General features: G+C 63.7%; 17 protein-coding genes. 5 read left to right on the forward strand and 12 right to left on the reverse strand.

Annotation, left to right across the window (positions count from 1 at the left end; genetic code table 11):
* Positions 1-176: 176 nt before the first annotated feature.
* Together argC and ACEN8U_RS14965 are read right to left on the reverse strand one after the other, a co-directional pair.
* Positions 177-1,124: an N-acetyl-gamma-glutamyl-phosphate reductase gene (gene argC / locus ACEN8U_RS14960; RefSeq protein WP_013589859.1), complete on the reverse strand. Its 948-nt coding sequence runs from the start codon at positions 1,122-1,124 to the stop codon at positions 177-179.
* A gap of 282 nt (positions 1,125-1,406) precedes the next feature.
* Positions 1,407-2,009: a YbhB/YbcL family Raf kinase inhibitor-like protein gene (locus ACEN8U_RS14965; RefSeq protein WP_310104157.1), complete on the reverse strand. Its 603-nt coding sequence runs from the start codon at positions 2,007-2,009 to the stop codon at positions 1,407-1,409.
* Positions 2,010-2,332: 323 nt separating this feature from the next.
* Here ACEN8U_RS14965 and ACEN8U_RS14970 point away from each other — a divergent pair, with 323 nt between their 5' ends.
* Complete coding sequence (locus tag ACEN8U_RS14970; protein ID WP_015003944.1) at positions 2,333-3,022, forward strand: response regulator; 690 nt, start codon at positions 2,333-2,335, stop codon at positions 3,020-3,022.
* 129 nt (positions 3,023-3,151) lie between these two features.
* Here ACEN8U_RS14970 and ACEN8U_RS14975 read toward each other — a convergent pair whose 3' ends face one another.
* Positions 3,152-3,838, reverse strand: a complete 687-nt coding sequence (locus ACEN8U_RS14975; protein ID WP_013589856.1) for an orotate phosphoribosyltransferase — start codon at positions 3,836-3,838, stop codon at positions 3,152-3,154.
* Between the two features lie 416 nt (positions 3,839-4,254).
* Here ACEN8U_RS14975 and ACEN8U_RS14980 point away from each other — a divergent pair, with 416 nt between their 5' ends.
* Both ACEN8U_RS14980 and ACEN8U_RS14985 read left to right on the forward strand, forming a co-directional pair.
* The gene (locus ACEN8U_RS14980; RefSeq protein WP_310104152.1) at positions 4,255-5,487 is read left to right on the forward strand and encodes an MFS transporter; all 1,233 of its coding nucleotides are present in this window, start codon (positions 4,255-4,257) and stop codon (positions 5,485-5,487) included.
* Positions 5,488-5,767: 280 nt separating this feature from the next.
* Positions 5,768-8,050 (forward strand): NADP-dependent malic enzyme, encoded by a 2,283-nt coding sequence (locus tag ACEN8U_RS14985; RefSeq protein ID WP_310104149.1) that lies wholly within the window; start codon positions 5,768-5,770, stop codon positions 8,048-8,050.
* A gap of 177 nt (positions 8,051-8,227) precedes the next feature.
* On the opposite strand, the gene ACEN8U_RS14990 is transcribed toward ACEN8U_RS14985, so the two are convergent.
* Positions 8,228-11,836, reverse strand: a complete 3,609-nt coding sequence (locus tag ACEN8U_RS14990) for an indolepyruvate ferredoxin oxidoreductase family protein (RefSeq protein WP_310104147.1) — start codon at positions 11,834-11,836, stop codon at positions 8,228-8,230.
* A 364-nt stretch (positions 11,837-12,200) separates the two neighbouring features.
* Here ACEN8U_RS14990 and ACEN8U_RS14995 point away from each other — a divergent pair, with 364 nt between their 5' ends.
* Positions 12,201-12,398 (forward strand): hypothetical protein, encoded by a 198-nt coding sequence (locus ACEN8U_RS14995; protein WP_041745844.1) that lies wholly within the window; start codon positions 12,201-12,203, stop codon positions 12,396-12,398.
* A gap of 169 nt (positions 12,399-12,567) precedes the next feature.
* Here ACEN8U_RS14995 and hppD read toward each other — a convergent pair whose 3' ends face one another.
* Positions 12,568-13,665 carry a 4-hydroxyphenylpyruvate dioxygenase gene (hppD, locus tag ACEN8U_RS15000; protein WP_013589851.1) on the reverse strand — a complete coding sequence of 366 codons (1,098 nt, stop codon included), beginning with the start codon at positions 13,663-13,665 and terminating at the stop codon, positions 12,568-12,570.
* A 176-nt stretch (positions 13,666-13,841) separates the two neighbouring features.
* On the opposite strand from hppD, the gene ACEN8U_RS15005 reads away from it, so the two are divergent.
* Positions 13,842-14,339 (forward strand): Lrp/AsnC family transcriptional regulator, encoded by a 498-nt coding sequence (locus ACEN8U_RS15005; RefSeq protein WP_015003939.1) that lies wholly within the window; start codon positions 13,842-13,844, stop codon positions 14,337-14,339.
* 121 nt (positions 14,340-14,460) lie between these two features.
* Here the strand turns inward: ACEN8U_RS15005 and ACEN8U_RS15010 are convergent, their stop codons facing one another.
* The 7 genes from ACEN8U_RS15010 to paaB form a co-directional block, all read right to left on the reverse strand.
* Positions 14,461-15,129, reverse strand: coding sequence for a GNAT family N-acetyltransferase (locus ACEN8U_RS15010; protein WP_015003938.1), 669 nt, complete (start codon positions 15,127-15,129; stop codon positions 14,461-14,463).
* 243 nt (positions 15,130-15,372) lie between these two features.
* Complete coding sequence (locus tag ACEN8U_RS15015; protein ID WP_015003937.1) at positions 15,373-15,981, reverse strand: TetR/AcrR family transcriptional regulator; 609 nt, start codon at positions 15,979-15,981, stop codon at positions 15,373-15,375.
* A 24-nt stretch (positions 15,982-16,005) separates the two neighbouring features.
* Positions 16,006-16,818: a DUF1835 domain-containing protein gene (locus ACEN8U_RS15020; protein WP_015003936.1), complete on the reverse strand. Its 813-nt coding sequence runs from the start codon at positions 16,816-16,818 to the stop codon at positions 16,006-16,008.
* Between the two features lie 145 nt (positions 16,819-16,963).
* Complete coding sequence (gene paaE / locus ACEN8U_RS15025; RefSeq protein ID WP_309584132.1) at positions 16,964-18,052, reverse strand: 1,2-phenylacetyl-CoA epoxidase subunit PaaE; 1,089 nt, start codon at positions 18,050-18,052, stop codon at positions 16,964-16,966.
* Between the two features lies 1 nt (position 18,053).
* On the reverse strand, positions 18,054-18,623 hold the full coding sequence (paaD, locus tag ACEN8U_RS15030; RefSeq protein WP_310104140.1) for a 1,2-phenylacetyl-CoA epoxidase subunit PaaD: 570 nt from the start codon (positions 18,621-18,623) through the stop codon (positions 18,054-18,056).
* Between the two features lie 25 nt (positions 18,624-18,648).
* Positions 18,649-19,452, reverse strand: coding sequence for a 1,2-phenylacetyl-CoA epoxidase subunit PaaC (gene paaC / locus ACEN8U_RS15035; protein WP_015003933.1), 804 nt, complete (start codon positions 19,450-19,452; stop codon positions 18,649-18,651).
* A gap of 8 nt (positions 19,453-19,460) precedes the next feature.
* On the reverse strand, positions 19,461-19,745 hold the full coding sequence (gene paaB / locus ACEN8U_RS15040; RefSeq protein ID WP_013589843.1) for a 1,2-phenylacetyl-CoA epoxidase subunit PaaB: 285 nt from the start codon (positions 19,743-19,745) through the stop codon (positions 19,461-19,463).
* Positions 19,746-19,754 lie beyond the last annotated feature (9 nt).

Genomic DNA, 19,754 nt, shown 5'->3' on the forward strand with positions numbered 1-19,754 from the left:
AAAGTTACCTTAAAAATTCTGCCCAGCCTGTTTTCGATTTTTAAAGTAATGCGGGCTACTACTGATTATCTTTCAATCGATCCGAGCAGCGGGGGTTTAAAACAAAAAAGCCGGTCTTAAAGACCGGCTTTCGTGAAGCTTGCAAACGGCACATTGCCGCGCTATTCAAACTTTCGTTATCGCTTCAAACCGCTTTCCTCGGCGGCGCCGATGGCGAGATTCATACACTGGATCGCCGCACCCGAAGCGCCCTTGCCCAGGTTGTCGAGACGCGCAACGGTCACGAAGCGCTCCGCCGTGCCGAACACGAAGAGATCGACGCGATTGGTGTCGTTGTTCGCCTGGACATCGAAGAAGCCGCCGTCGAGATTCGCCTCTGCGTCGAACGGCGCGACGCGCACGAACGCTTCGCCCGCGTAGTACTCGGCGAGCAGCGCCTGCACTTCTTGCGGCGTGGTTTTCTTCGCCAGTTGACGCGGCGAGAAGTAGGTCGTGACCGCAAGACCCTTGTAGAAATCTCCGACGATCGGCGTGAAAACCGGCGCCGACTTCAAGCCCGTATGCGCCGCCATTTCCGGCAGATGCTTGTGCGTGAGACCGAGCGCGTAAGGACGCGGGCTCTTCAGCTTGCTGTTTCCGCCGGCTTCGTAGTCGGCAATCATCTTCTTGCCGCCGCCGCTGTAGCCGGTAATCGAATAGGCATGCGCGTCGAACTCCGGCGCGACCACGCCGCCTTCCACGAGCGGCCGCATGGCGAGCACGAATGCCGACGCGTGGCAGCCCGGCACGGCAATGCGCCTGGCCGTGCGCAGGCGTTCGCGCTGCGAGCGCGCAAGTTCCGGCAGGCCGTAAGCCCAGTCCGGCGACGTGCGGAACGCGGTGCTCGCGTCGATCAGCACCGTGCGCTCGTTCTCGACCAGCGAAGCCGATTCGCGCGAAGCCACGTCGGGCAGACACAGGAACGTGACGTCCGACGCGTTGATGAGACGGCGGCGCTCTTCGATATCTTTGCGCTTCGCTTCGTCGATACGCAGAATTTCCACGTCGGCGCGCTGCGACAGGTATTCGAAAATCTTCAGGCCGGTCGTGCCTTCCTGTCCGTCGACAAAAACTTTCGTGCTCATCTCGATCTCACTGGCTTCTTGGGGAACGGCGGCCGACGCCGCGCGAAACCGCCATTTTAAGACTTCATCGGCATGTGCGTGCGCAGGTGCGGGAAAACGGCGCAAAAACAGCGGAAAAACGACGATGCCCGCGCGAAGTGACAGGGGCGTGACTTGTCGGACGCGACCGGCCCGGGCGCGGGGCCTTGAGGGTGGCCTGGCGTGCGTGCGGGCGGGGGCGTTAAGTCGTCGCAGCACCGCATTCGCGAGGAACCGGCCCCGCGCGACCGTCGGCGTGCCGGCCTACCGGCCGTAGTTCACCACCATCTTCGCGCTGCCGATCGCCGCCGTGCCGATCTCGTGATCGAACATCAGCGCCGGGCGGCCTTGCGCCAGACGGAGGTCGGCAGTATTCAGCGCATACACGGTGATCACGTAGCGGTGCGGTTTGCCGGGCGGCGGGCAGGGGCCGCCGTAACCGTCGACATCAAAATCGTTGCGGGCTTCCACGGCGCCGAGCTTTTTCAGGAAGCCGGACGCGCTCGCGTTTTCGGGCAGGCTCTCGACCGTCGCGGGAATGCCCGCGACCGCCCAGTGCCACCAGCCGCGGCCGGGCGCATCGGGATCGAACATGGTGATCGCGAAGCTGCGGGTTCCGGCCGGCGGGTCCCGCCATGTCAGTTGCGGCGAGCGGTTGCCGCCTTTGCAGTCGTCCTGATCGAAAACCTGTGGGGAATTGACTGCGCCACCCGCGCGAAAACTCGCGCTCGTGATCGAAAACGTGGCCTCGGCCAAGGCCGCTGGGCCATGCCCGAGCCAGAGCGCCAGGCCGAGCGTGGCGCAGACAAAAAACGGCGTACTGCTAGACGGTGAAGCGTGCGAAACAACCAGGCAACGCGAGCGCATGTGCCGGCTCTCCTGTGTCGATCGGAGTGGGCGCGCGGGCGCCGGCTCAGATCCCATGCAGCATCAGGTCGCTGCGAGGGTGCAAGGCGGTTGCCTCGCGGTGTTTATTGTCCCTATTTTGTGCCTCGACGTCGAATCAAGTCTAACATTAGCTCTACGGTGCATCATTGTTGTGCGCGCAAGCGGATTGCGAGCCTAAAATCAGCTATAGTCGGAACAATTTACGCGATGTCGCCCGCGTCCTATTAGGTCGAACTAAACATTAAGAATAACAACGCATGTCTGAAGTTTTGGAGAGGGATTTTCTTGTCGAGGTGCGGGCAATGCAAGACGTAGTCAAGGTCGTCATCGCCGACGATCATCCAGTCATCCTATTCGGCGCCGAACAGGCCTTGCTCAAGTTTCCCGGCATCCAGGTGGTTGCACGAGCAAGACAGTCCACGGAATTGATCAAGGTGCTGCAAACCACCGCGTGCGACGTGCTCGTCACCGACCTCGCCATGCCGGGCGGCCAATTCGGCGACGGCCTGCCGTTGATCGGCTATCTGCGCCGCAATTTTCCTAACCTTCCCATCGTCGTGCTAACGATGCTGGAAAACGCCGCCTTGCTGCAACGGTTGCGGGAGCTCGGCGTGACGTCGGTCGTCAACAAGTCCGACGACCTGAGCCATATCGGGCTCGCGGTGCAGCACGTGAGCCGGCATCTCGAATATCTGAGCCCGTCGGTGAAGGCGTCGCTCGACGCGCTGCGCATGAACGCCGGCGGCAAGAGCGATGAAGTCATGCTGTCGAGGCGCGAACTGGAAGTCGTGCGCCTGTTCGTGTCGGGCATGACCATCAAGGAAATTTCGGAGCAACTGAACCGCAGCATCAAGACGATCAGCACGCAGAAAAACACGGCGATGCGCAAGCTCGGCATCGACCGCGATTCGGAGTTGTTTCAGTACGCGCAAAGCAACGGCTTGCTGAACCTGTCGTCGAATTCGGCGGAAGGTACGGGCGATGTGGCGTAGCTGCTCGCCACGGTGCGCTGACGGATAAATCGCCGGACGAGCCGCTAGCCGCTCGGCATGTTGCAGCAAAAAGGCCGCCTGTCGCGAGACAGGCGGCCTTTCTGTTTGGCCGAGGCGTAAGAGCCGAGATTACTGCGGCGTGGTGGTGGCGCCGCCGTGCGCCGCCGACCATTCAGCCGGCGCGTGCAGGAATTTCTCGACTTCGTCGAGCGTCTTGCTGTCGAAGTACTTGTTTTCCTTGGCGACGCGCAGCACGTCCCACCAGGTGGCGAGCGCGTGCAGATCGACGTCGATGTCTTTCAGCACCGACACGCTTTCCTTGAAGATGTTGTAGTGGAACAGCACGAAGCAGTGATTCACCGTGGCGCCGGCGGTGCGCAGCGCATTGATGAAGTTGATCTTGCTGCGGCTGTCCGTGGTCAGGTCTTCCACCAGCAGCACGCGCTGCCCTTCGGTCAGAAGACCCTCGATCTGCGCGTTGCGGCCAAAGCCCTTCGGCTTCTTGCGCACGTATTGCATGGGCACCATCAGGCGGTCCGACAACCAGGCGGCGAACGGAATGCCCGCGGTTTCGCCGCCGGCCACGGCGTCGATCTGCTCATAGCCGACGTCGCGCAGAATGGTGGTTTCCGCCATTTCCATGAGGCCACGGCGCACGCGCGGGTAGGAAATCAGCTTGCGGCAATCGATATAAACCGGGCTCGCCCAGCCGGACGTGAAAATGTACGGTTTCTCCGCGTTGAAGTGCACTGCTTGTACTTCGAGCAGCATCTTGGCGGTGGTGTCGGAGATCGTCTGGCGATCGAAGCCTGTCATGGGCGGATCCTTGGGGTTGAGCGGGGAGAAGCGGGCGCTGGGCCCGGTGGCGCAGCAAGCGGGACATGCCGCGCCGTGCTGGGCGGAATGTGCAGCCGGCCAGTGGAAGCTGGCCGGTTTTGCTGCGCGCGTAGGCCGACATTTTACCCGAAACGGGTCCTTGCGAGGAGGCTGTCGTGCGGGTGGGCGGCGAGTCGCGGCCGCCTTGACGCCGCCGCGTGAGTCGTGGCGCGCAGTGGCCCGCCAGGCTTCCCGGGAAGCTTCGCCCGAGCCACGGTGACGCGCGGCACGTTGCAGTCGCGCGTCGGGATTGGCTTTTTGGCTAGCTTGTGAGCCGTCTGGGCCGCCTTTACACTCACGCGAATTTCTCCGGCGCCGGCCGTTGCCGTCGTCGATCGAATCACGGACTGCTTCCCATGACGCCCGCTTCTTCCGCTGCCGACACGCCCGCTTCCGCCCGAAACGGCTATGCCGCCCGGGCGCTCGTCGCGTCCGTGCTCGGCTATGCGATGGACGGCTTCGACCTGCTGATTCTCGGCTTCATGCTGCCCGTCATCGCGGCGGATCTGCATCTCAGTTCCGCGCAGGCCGGCTCGCTCGTCACATGGACCTTGATCGGCGCGGTGGCCGGCGGTTTGATTTTCGGCGTGCTCAGCGACTATTACGGACGCGTGCGCATGCTGACGTGGACCATTCTCGTGTTCGCCGTGTTCACGGGACTTTGCGCGCTCGCGCAAGGCTACGCCGACCTGCTGGTTTACCGGACCATCGCGGGGATTGGGCTCGGAGGCGAGTTCGGCATCGGTATGACGCTCGTGGCCGAGGCGTGGCCGGCCGCGCAGCGGGCGCGGGTCTCGTCGTATGTCGGCCTTGGGTGGCAGCTCGGCGTGCTGGCGGCCGCGCTGCTGACGCCGCTGCTGTTGCCGCTCGTCGGCTGGCGCGGCATGTTCGCGCTGGGCTTGCTGCCTGCCGTGGCGTCCTTCTTCGTGCGACGGCGCGTGGAGGAACCGGCGCTATTCACCGAGCGCGCCGCACGCGGCATGCGCAAGCTGCCGCTGAAACTGCTGATCGCCGACGCGCGGACTGCGCGCGCAAGTTTAGGCGTGGCGATTCTCTGCTCGGTGCAGAACTTCGGCTATTACGGGCTGATGATCTGGCTGCCGAGCTATCTGTCGAAGACCTTCGGCTATTCGCTGACCCGCTCCGGCGTCTGGACAGCCGCGACCGTCCTCGGCATGGCCTGCGGCATCTGGCTCTTCGGCGTGGCGGCGGACCGTTTCGGCCGCAAGCCGGCCTTTCTGTTTTATCAGCTCGGCGCCGTGGCAATGGTCTTCGTCTACGCGCATCTGACGACGCCGGCGGCGCTGCTCGTCGGCGGCGCGGCGATGGGCGTGTTCGTCAACGGCATGATCGGCGGCTACGGCGCGCTGATTTCCGAGCTTTATCCCACCGACGCGCGCGCCACCGCGCAAAACGTCCTCTTCAATGTGGGCCGGGCGGTCGGCGGCTTCGGGCCGGTGGTGGTCGGCGCGCTCGCCGCGCGTTATTCGTTTGCGGTGGCGCTCATCTTTCTCGCTTCGATCTACGTGCTGGACGTGCTCGCCACCCTCCTGCTGATTCCCGAGCGGCGCGGCGCCGAACTGCACTGAGCGCTGCCGGCCGGCGCATGAAAATGCGGCGCCGCAGCATGGCTGGCGGCTGTTTCGCCGATGGCGAGGCGCATTAACCAGTCGGTCCATGGACACGCGCGGGGTGTACACTAACCGACCCGCGTAGCACTCCGCACCGTCCCGCCCTCCGCCGAGGACCGACGCCGCGCCTAACCGGCGCACGCGAAAAGCGCCTCGGTCGATGATCCATTCGATAGAACGAAGCGCCGCCGGGCGTGCGGTGTGCCGGCCCAAATTTCTTACGTCTCGCAGGCAAAAAATGGACGAACAACTGAAGCAAAGCGCTCTCGCCTATCACCAGAATCCGAAGCCCGGCAAGATTTCCGTCACGCCGACCAAGCCGCTGTCCAACCAGCTCGACCTGTCGCTCGCGTATTCGCCGGGCGTGGCAGCCGCCTGCATGGCGATCTACGACGAGCCGCTCGACGCGCAGAAGTACACGTCGCGCGGCAACCTCGTCGGCGTGATCACGAACGGCACCGCGGTGCTCGGCCTCGGCAACATCGGCCCGCTCGCGGCCAAGCCGGTGATGGAAGGCAAGGGCTGTCTCTTCAAGAAGTTTGCCGGCATCGACGTGTTCGATATCGAGCTGTCCGAGTCCGATCCCGACAAGCTCGTCGAGGCTATCGCGATGCTCGAGCCCACGCTCGGCGGCATCAACCTGGAAGACATCAAGGCGCCGGAATGCTTCTACATTGAGAAGAAGCTGCGCGAGCGTATGAAGATTCCGGTCTTCCACGACGATCAGCACGGCACGGCGATCATCGCGTCGGCGGCGATCCTGAATGGCCTGAAGGTGGTCGGCAAGCAGCTCGGCAGCGTGAAGCTGGTCTGCTCGGGCGCGGGCGCGGCGGCTATTGCGTGTCTGGACCTGCTGGTCAATCTCGGTTTGTCGAAAGAGAACATTCTCGTCGTCGACTCGAAGGGCGTGATTTACGAAGGCCGCGGCAACCTGGATCCGTCGAAGGAACGCTATGCGGCCAATACCGAGGCACGCACGCTGGCTGACGCGATCCGCGGCGCCGACGTGTTCCTCGGCTGCTCGAGCGCGGGTGTGCTGAAGCCGGAAATGGTCGCCGAAATGGGCACCCAGCCGCTCATTCTCGCGCTGGCCAATCCGGAGCCGGAAATCCGCCCGGAAGAAGCGAAGAAGGTGCGCCCGGACTGCATCATCGCGACCGGCCGTTCGGACTATCCGAACCAGGTCAACAACGTGCTGTGCTTCCCGTTCATTTTCCGCGGCGCGCTGGATGTCGGCGCGACCACTATCACGGAAGAAATGAAGCTCGCGTGCGTGCGCGCGATCGCCGAGCTGGCGGAAGAAACCGATCAGGGCGATGAAGTCGCGAAGGCGTATGAAGGACATTCGCTCGAATTCGGTCCGGAATATCTGATTCCGAAGCCGTTCGATCCACGCCTCATCATCAAGATCGCGCCGGCCGTTGCGCAAGCGGCCATGGATTCGGGCGTCGCGACCCGTCCGATCAAGGACATGGACGCGTATCGCGAGGAGCTCGGCACGACCGTTTACCGCACGGGCATGGTGATGCGTCCGGTGTTCGCGGCCGCGAAGTCGGAGCCGGCGCGCATCGTCTTTGCGGAAGGCGAGGACGAGCGCGTGCTGCGTGCCGCGCAATTCGTGCTGCTGGAAAAGATCGCCAAGCCGATTCTGGTCGGCCGTCCGTCGGTGATCGAAATGCGTCTGAAGAAGATGGGCTCGAAGCTCAAGTGCGGTGAAGATGTCGAGATTGTCGATCCGGAAGACGATCCGCGTTATCAGCAATGCTGGCAGGCGTATCACGAACTGGGCGCGCGCGAAGGCGTCACGCCGGACGTCGCCAAGGCGGCCATGCGCAAGTTCAACACGCTGATCGGCGCAATTCTGGTGCGCCTCGGCGAAGCCGACGGCATGATCTGCGGCATGATCGGCCAGTACCACACGCATCTGAAGTTCATCGAGCAGGTGCTGGGCAAGGCGGACAACGTGCAGAACTTCGCCGCCATGAACCTGCTGATGCTGCCGGGCCGCAACCTGTTCATCTGCGACACGTACGTGAACGAAGTGCCGACCGCCGAGCAGCTCGCCGACATGACGATGCTCGCCGCGCGCGAAATCGAGAAATTCGGCATCACGCCGAAGGTCGCGCTGCTGTCGAACTCGAACTTCGGCAGCGCGCCGTCTTCGTCGTCGCAACGCATGGCGGCGGCTCGCAAGCTGATTGCCGAACGCGCGCCGTCGCTCGAAATCGACGGTGAAATGCACGGCGACGCGGCGCTGTCGGAAGTGGTTCGCAAGGCCGCTTTCCCGGGCACGACGCTGTCGGGCGAAGCCAACCTGCTGATCATGCCGAACGTGGAAGCGGCGAACATCGCCTACAACCTGCTGAAAATGGTCGGCGGCGAAGGCGTGACCGTGGGCCCGTTCCTGCTCGGCGCAGAAAAGCCGGTCCACGTGCTGACGCCGGCCGCGACCGTGCGCCGGATCATCAACATGACCGCGGTCGCTTCGGCGAACGCGCGCAAGTCGGTGAACAACCGGTAATCGGCGCAGCGCCTCACGCGGGCGTACCGGCCGTCATGGCCGGTGGCCGGCGGCGGTCAGTTCCGCAGTCGGCCTGCAAAAAAAACCGCCACGGAATTCACTTCCGTGGCGGTTTTTTTATCCGCGACCCGCACGCTGTGCGCCAGGTGCGGAGCGCGGCGTACGTCCTGGAGCGCGTCAAGCCGCGTGCTGCGTCGTTCCGGTCTGCGGCGAGCGCCAGCGCGCGAGCAGATCGTTCCACTTCACGCGCACGCCCTTCAGGTTGTTTTCCTTGATGTGCCCAAAGCCGCGGATGCCGTCCGGCAGATTCGCGAGTTCGACGGCCAGATCGCGGTTCTGCGCGCTGAGCCCGCCGATCAGTTCCCGAACCAGCGCTTCATACTCGCCGATCAGCGCGCGCTCGGTGCGCCGCTCTTCCGTCTTGCCGAAGATGTCGAGCGCCGTGCCGCGCAGGAACTTCAGCTTCGCGAGCACATGCATGGCGCTGAACACCCACGGGCCGTACTTCTTCTTGATCAGATGACCCTGCGCGTCTTTCTTCGAGAACAGGGGCGGCGCGAGGTGGATGTGCAGTTTCCAGTCGCCCTCGAAACTCGCTTTCAGCTTCTCGATAAACGCGGGATCGCTGTAAAGGCGCGCGACTTCGTACTCGTCCTTGTAGGCCATCAGCTTGTGCAGATTCCGGGCGACTGCTTCTGTCAGCGGCAACTGGGTGTCGGCTGAATCGAGTGCCGATTCCGCTGCCCGCACTTGTGAGACCAGCGCGCGATACCGCTCTGCGTAAGCGTTGTTCTGCCATGCCGCGAGGTAGGACGCGCGTTTGTCGATCAGCGTGTCGAGCGCCTTCGGCGTATGCAGCGAGATGATCTTGCCGCTCGCCGCATCAGCCGCTTCAGCCCCGGCACCCTTGCCTTGCGATTGCGCGAACTTGCGCACGGCTGCCGGATCGTGTGCCGCGCGACGGCCCCATTCGAAGGCCGCGCGGTTCTTTTCGACTTGCACGTTGTTCAACTCGATGGCGCGCATCAGCGACTGATACGTGAGCGGCACCCAGCCGCGTTGCCATGCATAGCCGAGCACGAACGGGTTCGTGTAGATGGCGTCGCCGAGCAGTGCGACCGCGAAATGGTTTGCGTCGACGGTGTCGACGCATTCGTCGCCCGCGCCCGCGCGCACGTCTGCCTCGGTACTGCTGCCGGGGAAACGCCAGTTCGGGTTCTTGATGAGCTCGGCTGTCGGCGTATGCGCGCTGTTGAGCACGACGCGCGTCTGGCCGGCTTGCATGCGCGACACGCATTCGTCGCTCGCCGTCACGATGGCGTCGCAGCCGATCACGAGGCTCGCTTCGCCCATGGCAATGCGCGTGGCGTGGATGTCGTCGGGCTTGTTCGCGATCTGCACGTGGCTCATCACGGCGCCGCCTTTCTGCGCGAGGCCGGTGACGTCGAGCACGGTGACGCCCTTGTTCTCCAGGTGCGCGGCCATGCCGAGCAGCGCGCCGATCGTCACGACGCCCGTGCCGCCCACGCCGGTGACCAGCACGCCGTAAGGACGGTCGATGGCGGGCAGCGCGGGCTCCGGCACGGGCGGCATGGCGTCGCCGACAATGCCCGAGGCCGTTTTCGGCTTGCGCAACTGGCCGCCTTCAACGGACACGAAACTCGGGCAGAAGCCGTTCACGCAGGAAAAGTCCTTGTTGCACGTGGACTGGTTGATCTGCCGCTTGGTGCCGTATTCGGTGTCGAGCGGTTCGACCGACAGGCAGTTCGACTTCACCGAGCAGTCGCCGCAGCCTTCGCACACCGCTTCGTTGATCACGACGCGGCGGGCCGGGTCCGGGTAGGCGCCACGTTTCCTGCGGCGGCGCTTTTCGGTCGCGCAGGTCTGGTCGTAGATCAGGATCGTCGTGCCAGGAACCTCGCGCAGCTGACGTTGCACTTCGTCGAGCTGGTCGCGATGATGGATGTCGATGCCCGGCGCGAGGCCGACGTTGCCTGAATACTTTTCCGGCTCGTCGGTGACGATGACGATTTTCGACGCGCCCTCTGCGGCGAGCTGATGCGTGATTTGCGGCACGGTCAGCACGCCGTCGACCGGCTGGCCGCCCGTCATCGCCACCGCGTCGTTGTAGAGCAGCTTGTAGGTGATGTTCGCCTTCGACGCGATCGCCGCGCGAATCGCCAGCAAGCCCGAGTGGAAGTAGGTGCCGTCGCCGAGATTGGCGAACACGTGCTTGTCGTTCGTGAACGGCGCCTGGCCGATCCATGCGACGCCTTCGCCGCCCATCTGGCTGAAGGTACTGGTGCTGCGGTCCATCCACACCGTCATGTAATGGCAGCCGATACCCGCCATGGCGCGCGAGCCCTCGGGCACATTCGTCGACGTGTTGTGCGGGCAGCCCGAGCAGAACCACGGTTTGCGCTCGACTTCGACGCGCGGGCGCGCGAGCGCCTTTTCCTTGGCTTCGATCACGGCGATGCGCGCGGCAATGCCGGCGCGCACATCCGACGGCAGATCGAATTTCGCGAGCCGCGCGGCGATTGCCTTCGCGATGATCGCTGGCGAGAGTTCGTAATGCGCCGGCAGCAGCCAGTTGCCCATCGGCACCGACCATTCGCCGCCCGCGCCGTCTTTCTCGTCGAATTTGCCGAAGACGCGCGGACGCTGCGTGTCCGGCCAGTTGTACAGCTCTTCCTTGATCGCGTATTCGAGAATCTGACGCTTTTCCTCGACCACGAGAATTTCGTCGAGGCCGCGGGCAAAGGCTTGCGCACCCTGCGCCTCGAGCGGCCACACACAGCCGACCTTGTACAGCCGAATGCCGATGCGCGCGCAGGTTTCGTCGTCGAGACCGAGGTCGGTCAGCGCCTGACGCACGTCGAGATAGGCCTTGCCGCCCGTCATGATGCCGAAGCGCGCGTGCGGCGAGTCGATTTCCACGCGATCGAGCTTGTTCGCGCGCACGTACGCGAGTGCCGCGTACCATTTGTAGTCGAGCAGACGCGCTTCCTGCACGAGCGGCGGATCGGGCCAGCGGATGTTCAGCCCGCCCTCGGGCATGGCGAAATCTTCCGGCAGCAGAATCTTCGTGCGATGCGGGTCGATGTCCACCGAAGCCGACGACTCGACCACGTCGGTCACGCACTTCATGGCGACCCACAGCCCGGAATAGCGGCTCATGGCCCAGCCGTGCAAGCCGAAATCGAGGTATTCCTGCACGTTCGACGGAAACAGCACCGGCAGGCCGCATGCCTTGAAGATGTGTTCCGACTGATGCGCGAGGGTCGAGGACTTGGCCGCGTGATCGTCGCCGGCCAGCACGAGCACACCGCCGTGCCGCGAGGATCCCGCCGAATTGCCGTGCTTGAAGACGTCGCCGGAACGGTCGACGCCCGGGCCTTTGCCGTACCACATCGAGAACACGCCGTCGTATTTGGCGCTCGGGTACAGATTGACCTGTTGCGAGCCCCAGACGGCGGTGGCCGCGAGGTCTTCGTTGACGCCGGGCTGGAACACGACCTGATGCGCGGCGAGATGCTGTTTCGCCTTCCACAGGGATTGGTCGAGTCCGCCGAGCGGAGACCCGCGGTAGCCGGAGATGAAGCCGGCGGTGTTCAGGCCGGCGGCGCGGTCGCGTTCCTGCTGCAGCATCGGCAGACGCACTAGCGCCTGGATGCCGCTCATGTATGCGCGGCCGCGTTCGAGGGTGTATTTGTCGTCGAGCGTGACGGAAGATAGCGCGGCTTCGAGCGAGGCTCGCTGACCAGCGTCTAGCGGGGCATTCATTATGTGTACTCCTCCACCCAGTTTGGGATCGCCAGAACTTTTGGGCCGCGGCATCTTGTGAATGCGTATGGCCGGGGTCGCCATATTGACGTGTTTTAAGTGATGGTAGCACTGGTGAAAACCCGCCGCATCAGGCGGGAGCTTCCGGAGCCACGGTCGTCAGGTGAGTCTTTTCAGCGGTCGCGCTCTTTTGCAAGGTTCGCCCGTCGCGCGCGCCTGTCGGTGTAACAAGCTGTAAAACCTACAATTTCGCGGAACCGCGGTTGAGATGTCTGTCTAACACCGCACCTGTGAGCAATGTCTGTGCAACGTGCCGCATGTTGCGGCGCTTCAGGACAACAGGGCAGTTAGAAAAGGAGTACGCATGAACACGAGAAACATCCAGACCTTCCTGATGGTGTCGGCCGCTTTTTTCGCCATGAGCGCGCCGGTGCGTTCGAACGCGAGCACGGGGGCGCCGTCTAGCGCGATCAGCCGCACGGCGCTGGTTGCGCCGGCGCGCGTTGCCATCAATCGCATCGCGCGCGAGAGCGCGTCTCGCAAGGAAGACCAGAATTCATGACGCGCCGCTGATGCAGCGTGTCGATGGTTGACTCGCCGCTGCCCGGCCTGGACCCAGGCAGCGGCACACGCGACAAGGGCGAGGATCGTGAGATCCTCGCCCTTGTCGCTTTATCAACGCCTATGCGTGCTTTTGATCATCCGCCAATGCGGGCGGACGCCTTGCTGTTTCACGCCTTGTCCTGCACGACGCCCCGGCGGATCTGATCCAGCTCGATCGATTCGAAGAGCGCCTTGAAGTTGCCCTCGCCGAAACCCTGATTGCCCTTGCGCTGGATGATCTCGAAGAAGATCGGGCCGATCTGGTTCTCCGTGAAAATTTGCAGCAGCAGATCGTCCGGCGCGCCGTCGATCAGAATCTTGCGCTTGCGCAGTTCCTCGAGCGGCTCGCCATGATTCGGCACGCGGCGGTCGACCAGTTCATAGTACGTGTCGATGGTGTCGAGCAGCGAGATGTTCGACGCACGCAGACCGTCGACGGTACGGTAAATGTCGTTGCTGCCGAGTGCGATGTGCTGGATGCCTTCGCCGTGATACGCGTCCAGATATTCCTGGATCTGGCCGGCGGTTTCCGAACCTTCCTCGTTGATCGGAATGCGGATTTTGCCGCACGGCGACGTCATCGCTTTCGACTTCACGCCCGTCACTTTCCCCTCGATGTCGAAGTAACGCACTTCGCGGAAGTTGAAAAGGCGCTCGTAGAATTCCGCCCATTCCTGCATGCGACCGCGGTGCACGTTGTGCGTGAGGTGGTCGATATAAGTGAGGCCATGACCGACGGGATTCGGATTCGCGCCGGGAATCGGTTCGAAGTCCACGTCGTAAATGTCGATGTTGCCGACGCTGCCGGGCGCGGCGCCGTTCTTGCCGCGCCAGCGGTCGACGAAATAGATCAGCGAATCGCCGATGCCCTTGATGGCCGGAATGTTCAGTTCCATCGGGCCCGTCTTGTTGTCGAAGCCCCACGCGCCTTTTTCTACGGCCTGCTGGTAGGCCTTCGCCGCGTCCTGAACCCGGAACGCAATCGCGCAGATCGACGGGCCATGCAGGCGCGCGAAGCGCTGCGCGAACGAATCCGGCTCGGCATTGACGATGAAGTTGATGTCGCCCTGCCGGTAAAGCGTCACGTCCTTATGACGATGACGCGCGACAGCGGTGAATCCCATCTGCTCGAACAGCTTGCCGAGCGCTTTCGGATCGGGTGCCGTGTATTCGATGAATTCGAAGCCGTCGGTGCCGACGGGATTGTCCCAGGTTGGAACCTGCATTGTCTGTCTCCATGTCGAGGGCGCTTTGCGCCGGAATCGCGCGCGCGAAATGCGATAGAGCGCGACCGAATGACGCCAGTGTAGAGGCCGGATCGCGCCGTAAACTTGCGAACTTAATCGCCAAGGCGTAGCGTTGCGCTATTTTCTGGCTCAAGTTCCTCTAACGGCGGCAGAAAGTGGCTCATATCGAGATAGACGCAATCGACCGGCGGATTCTGGCGATCCTTCAGGAGAATGGCCGGTTGTCGAATCAGGAGATCGCCGAGCGGATCAACCTCTCGCCGAGTCCGTGTTTGCGGCGCATCCGGCGGCTTGAGGAGAGCGGAGTGATTCGCGGCTACGTCGCGCTGCTGGACGCGCAGCGCCTTGGGCTCGATCTGCTTGCGTATGTCAATGTCCGGCTCGAAAAGCGCGGCGGTTCGGCGCTCAGCCCGCGCGGCGAGGCGACTCACGCCGACCTGTTCCGCGCGGCCGTCCAGACCTGGCCTGAAGTAGTGGCTTGCCACGCGATGACGGGCGACATGGACTATCTGCTGCGGGTCCAAGTCGAGGACATGGCGCACTTCTCGCGCTTCGTGCAGGACCAGCTGCTGCATCATCCTTCGGTGATCGACGTCAAAACGAGCTTCTCGCTGGACACGATCAAGGAGACGACGGCGCTGCCTATTTTGTAAAGGTGCTGCGAAGACGCGCGGTTCACGGCGCTCAAAGGTCCACGCGGCAAACGACAAAGGGCAGCCATGCGGCTGCCCTTTGTTGCTGCGCGGGTGCTTGCGTGCCCCGATGCCTCACTTGTTATGCCGCCGCGGCCGCCGGCATGAAAGACTCGAGCAACCGCGACGTACGGCGCGCCTGGCGTTTGAGCGCATAGTCGAACACCGCGGCCTGTTCCTGGAGCATTTCCGTGATGATGCTGGTTTGATCCGCGGGCGGCAGCGTGAGATAAGCGTCCGCTTCGCCGTACGCGTATTCGATCTTCATGCCGGCTTTCTTCGCGATGTGCATCATGGTCGAGTTGCGCGACAGGCAGTGCATGTAAAGCGTGGTGACGTGCGTGTTGCGGCTGCGAATGGCCGCGCGCTCGAACAGCCTGGAACCGATACCCTGGCCGCGCACGCTTTCCAGTACCGAAACGCCGAACTCCGCTGTGCGCTTGTCGCCTTCCGCCGGCAAATAAGCCAGGTGACCGACACCCGTGAGCTGCAATTGATCGTCGAATACGCCGAACACGGTGTCGCGCGTGAAGTCGATCGCGCGGACGTAGTTTTCGATGACGTGGTCGGGCACGACTTGCCCGAAGCGCAGCAGGCGGTCGTCTTCGTCCAGCGCGAGGAAATGCGTCAACAGGCGGTCGCGGTCGACCGCCGTGAGTTCACGGACCAGAGCAGGCGCACGACCGGCTGGCAGCGACGCGCGATCGTGCGCGACGATCGGCTCGGCGGCGCGGGGTGTAATCATGGTCATGGTCGGGTTCTCCTTTTCATCGCGCGGCGTTGGTGCACCGCAAAAAGGATTGTAGCCGAACCCCGACCTCAACACTAGGGAAAACCCGTATCTAGATTGGAGGTTGCTGCCTAATTGAGCAACGCATTGATGCTAAGTCTATGAATTACAAGAAGAAGAATAAAAGGACGGGCGTTCGTTTCAGGCTGTCGTATCTATGCAACCCGGGTCTTCATGCTGCGCGCATATTGCTGTGGTGCGCAATCAGCGGGCTTCCGCGCCCAGTCCGTGGTCGACCATACCCACCACCTGCTCGGCGAATTCCCGGTAGCCCATGCGTCCTCCCGGTTTCAGCCAGGTGAAGGTCCAATTGATCATGCCGAACACCATCATGGTGAGCGCGGTCTGATTTTCGCGCGTCGCGCGCTCCGGGTAAGCGCGCGCCAGTTGCCGCGCAAAGGCGGCGACCACGTCGCGCTGGCGGTTGAGAATGACCTCGCGCTGGGCGTCGACGAGATACTTCACGTCGTTCAAAAGGGCGACGTGCCGGCTGTGCGACGTTTCATATTCGGAGAGGAACGCGCGGATCAGCTCCGCGAACGTCTCGCGCTCGGTCAGCCCGCGGCGCTGGCTCGCGCCTTCCACCTCGGCGATGATCAGCATCAGCCGTTTCGTGTAGCGATCCAGCAAATCGAAGAGGATCGCCTCCTTGCTCTCGTAGTAGTGATAGAGGCGCGCTTTCGACGTGCCGCTCGCCGCGGCAAGATCTGACATCGACGTGCTCGGATAGCTCGTCTGCGCGAACTTGGCCGCCGCTAGTTCGAGAATCTGCTCGCGCTGGGTTTCGTGGTCGGGGGCTCGGGTGCGGGCCATGGTGGTCTGCTATTTATCGGCTTATCAGTGGGGACAGGGTGCGAGTGCCGCGCACAGTTCGAGGGTGCGCCACGCGCTCGCGTCGCCGCGCAGCCTGATCCGGCGCGTGGCGGCCAGCTCGCGGAAACGCCACAGCACAATGCTGTCGCTGACGAGAAACCCGAGCTCGGCGGTCATGACTTCCGCGGCCACGCGCGCGGCCGGCTGCCAGTCGGCGCCAGCGTGCTCGAGTATCAAGGCGTCGAGATCGGCGAAGCTGCCGCTCGTGAAGGTGTTGTCGCGCCAGCGCCGCGTTTCGCCGTTGGCGTGTTTCGCTTCCTGCCATTCGAGCGCGAGTCGGCTGATGCGCAGCACGGAGATCGGCGCCGCGTCAGGCAAACGCGTTTGCAGCACCGCGGGCGCGAACATGCCGACGGACGTCGCGCGATCCCTGCGGGTGTGCGCCCAGGCGCCGGCATCGGTGAGATCGCGAATCGACAAACGCACTTCATTGAGGCGCTGCGGCTGATTGCGTAGGTAATAGCAGACACGGCGCAGCATCAATTGATCGGCGGCGCTTTCGGCGTGCCAGACCACGAGGTTTGCCGCGCCGCGCGCGATGGCCTCAAGTGCCGCCGCCTGCTCGCGAAACTCGCGGATGAAGTCGCGCTTCGTGTCCGCGCTCACGCGATCCCAGAAGGCGGCGCGCACGTCGGGGCCGTCGTCGATGCCGCGCAAAGGGCCGACCGCGAGGTCGTCGCGCAGGGCGTGCACGCGATCGTCGCAGCCCGCTTCGCGCAAGGCGGTGCGCAGTGATTCCGCGGCGACATCGCCGTTCGTGAGGTGGATCGTGCTCATCGGCCGTGATTGGGTTTTAGTGGGCGATTGACAAAGGGCCGCTCGCCTCGCGGACCGGAATGGTCCGATGGCGAGCGGCCCCTAGTGTAAGCGGATCGCGGAACGGCTCAAAGCACGGCGGGCGCAATGCGCGACGAGCGTCTCCTCAACGTTCGTCGTAGCTCACCACGACGCGGTCACTGATCGGATGACACTGGCAGGTCAGCACGAAGCCGTCGCGGATCTCGTGTTCTTCCAGCGTGTAGTTCTTTTCCATCTTCACTTCGCCTTCCACGACTTTCGCACGGCACGTGCAGCAAACGCCGCCTTTGCACGCGTAGGGCAGCGCGAGGCCGGCGCGCAGGCCGACGTCGAGCACGCTCACGCCCTGATAGGGCAGGCGCAGCTTGCGGCGTTTTCCGTCCAGCACGATTTCCAGCTCGGCGGCCGGCGTATCTTCGGTGATTTCGATGGGCGGTACGCCCGCTTGCGGCAGCGGCGAGCCGAAGCGCTCCACGTGCACTTTTTCCGGTGGCACGCCGGCGGCTTTGAGCGCGGCCTCGGCGGCGTCCATCATCGGCGCGGGGCCGCAAATAAAGGCTTCGTCGATGGAATCCGCAGGCACGAGGCTCTCCAGAAACGCCGCGCATTTCTTCTGGTCGAGCACGCCGTTGAACAGCTCGACGTCCTGCAAATCGTCGGACAGCACGTGGTACAGCACGAAGCGGTTCATGAAGCGGTTCTTCAGGTCTTCCAGTTCTTCCGCGAACATGATCTGGTCGACGCTGCGGTTGCCGTAAATCAGCGTGAAGGTGCTGCGCGGCTCGACCTCGAGCGTCGTCTTGATGATGGCGAGCACCGGCGTGATGCCCGAGCCGCCCGCGAACGCCACATACTGCTGGCCGTGGTCCGCGTTCAGATGCGTGAAGAAGCGGCCGTCCGGCGTCATCACGTCGATCGTGTGGCCCGGCTGCAGCGTGTCGAAAGCGAAATTCGAGAAGCGGCCGCCGCGCACGCGTTTGATGCCGATGCGCAGTTCGCCGTCGCGGTCGTAGTCGGTCACGCCGACGCAGATCGAATAGGACCGGCGTGTTTCCTCGCCGTCGATGTGCGTTTTCAGCGTGACGAACTGGCCCTGCGTGAAGCGATACAACTCGCGCAGGTCGGCGGGGACTTCGAAGGCGACCGAGACGGCGTCGGCGGTTTCCGGCCGCACTTCGCGGATACGCAGCGGATGAAATTGCGGGGTAGCCATATCAGTAGGGTTTGAAATAGTCGAAGGGTTCGCGGCAGTCGAGGCAGCGGTACAAGGCCTTGCAAGCGGTCGAGCCGAATTGCGCGAGGCGTTCGGTATGGGCCGAGCCGCAGCGCGGGCACGACGGCGCGGGCAGCGCGCGCGGCACGAAGCGCATCACTTTTTCCTGAGGCACGAAGGCCGAGCCGTCCGCCGATCCGCAATGGCCCGTGGGCGGTGCGATGCCGTAGGCGCGCAGCTTGTCGCGGGCTTCGGCGGTCATCCAGTCGGTGGTCCACGCGGGCGCGAGCACCGTCGCGATCCGATACGGCGAGAGACCGGCGAGCTCGAGTGCATGCCCGATGTCTTCGGCGATCTGCGACATGGCCGGGCAGCCCGAGTAAGTCGGCGTGATGACGACTTCGAGCGCGCCGTCGTCGGCTCGGCGGACATCGCGCAGAATGCCGAGCTCGCGGATCGACACCACCGGAATCTCCGGATCGGGCACGGCTTCAAGCACGGCCCACGCGCGTTGCAGCGTGGCGTCGCGGGCGGCGCGGGGCGCGGCCAGGGGAGCGGTCGAGGTCGTCATGATCGGATCGGCAGAGTGGCCGCGCTTACCAGGTCGCACCGGGATGCTGCCGCGCAAGGCTTTGCATCTCGGCCAGCACAAAGCCCATGTGCTCGGAATGCTCGCCGTGCTTGCCGGTCGTGATGTGCTTGACCGGCTCGGGGAGCGCGAGCGTGGCTTGTTCGAGCGTGGCGCGCACGTCGTCGAGCCAGGCGGACTCGAGATCGGCGCTGAGCGGCCCGATGCCGGCGGCGGCGACGGCTTCCTCCACGGCGTCCGTGCTGAAGAATTCGCGCGTGTACGGCATCAGGTAGTCGAGCGCGGCCTGCGCGCGGCGGTGAGACTCGTCCGTACCGTCGCCGAAACGGATCAGCCACTCGCTCGCATGATGCACGTGGTAGCTCGTCTCCTTGATCGACTTCGCGGCAATCGCGGCAAGCTGCGTGTCCTTCGATTGCATGAGCGCCGTCCACAGGTGCGCCATCAGCGTCGAGTAAAGGAAATTTCGCACGATGGTGACGGCGTAGTCCTTCTCGGCCTGCGCGGTCGCGGACAGCGGGCCGTAGTGCGGCAACTCGACCAATGTGTAATTGGCGAACTCGCGCTCGGCGCGGAAGTACGCATAGTCGTCTTCGGTGCGGCTCTTGCCGGTGAGCTGCTGTTCGAGCGAGGCCGCGTGCGTGTACAGCAGGCGCGCCTGGCCGATCAGGTCGAGGCTCATGTTGGAGAGCGCGATATCTTCTTCGAGAATCGGGCCGTGGCCGCACCATTCGGTGTTGCGCTGACCGAGAATCAGCGCGGTATCCGCGAGGCGCAGTACATATTGCAGATGGTCGGGCGTCGTGTTCATGGGCGCGCTTACATGTGATTGACTTCGTCGGGAAGCGTGTAGAACGTCGGATGGCGGTAAATCTTGTCGCCCGCCGGTTCGAACATTTCCGCCTTGTCTTGCGGCGCCGAGGCCGTGATCGCCGAAGAAGGCACCACCCAGATGCTCACGCCTTCCTGGCGGCGCGTGTAGACGTCGCGCGCCATGCGCAGCGCCATTTGCGCGTCGGCGGCATGCAGACTGCCGCAATGCTTATGGTCGAGTCCCTGCTTGCTGCGCACGAAGACTTCCCAAATCGGCCATTCCTTGTTCATCCTGATCTC

The organism is Paraburkholderia phenoliruptrix (assembly GCF_047325075.1).
GTDB classification, from domain to species: domain Bacteria; phylum Pseudomonadota; class Gammaproteobacteria; order Burkholderiales; family Burkholderiaceae; genus Paraburkholderia; species Paraburkholderia phenoliruptrix.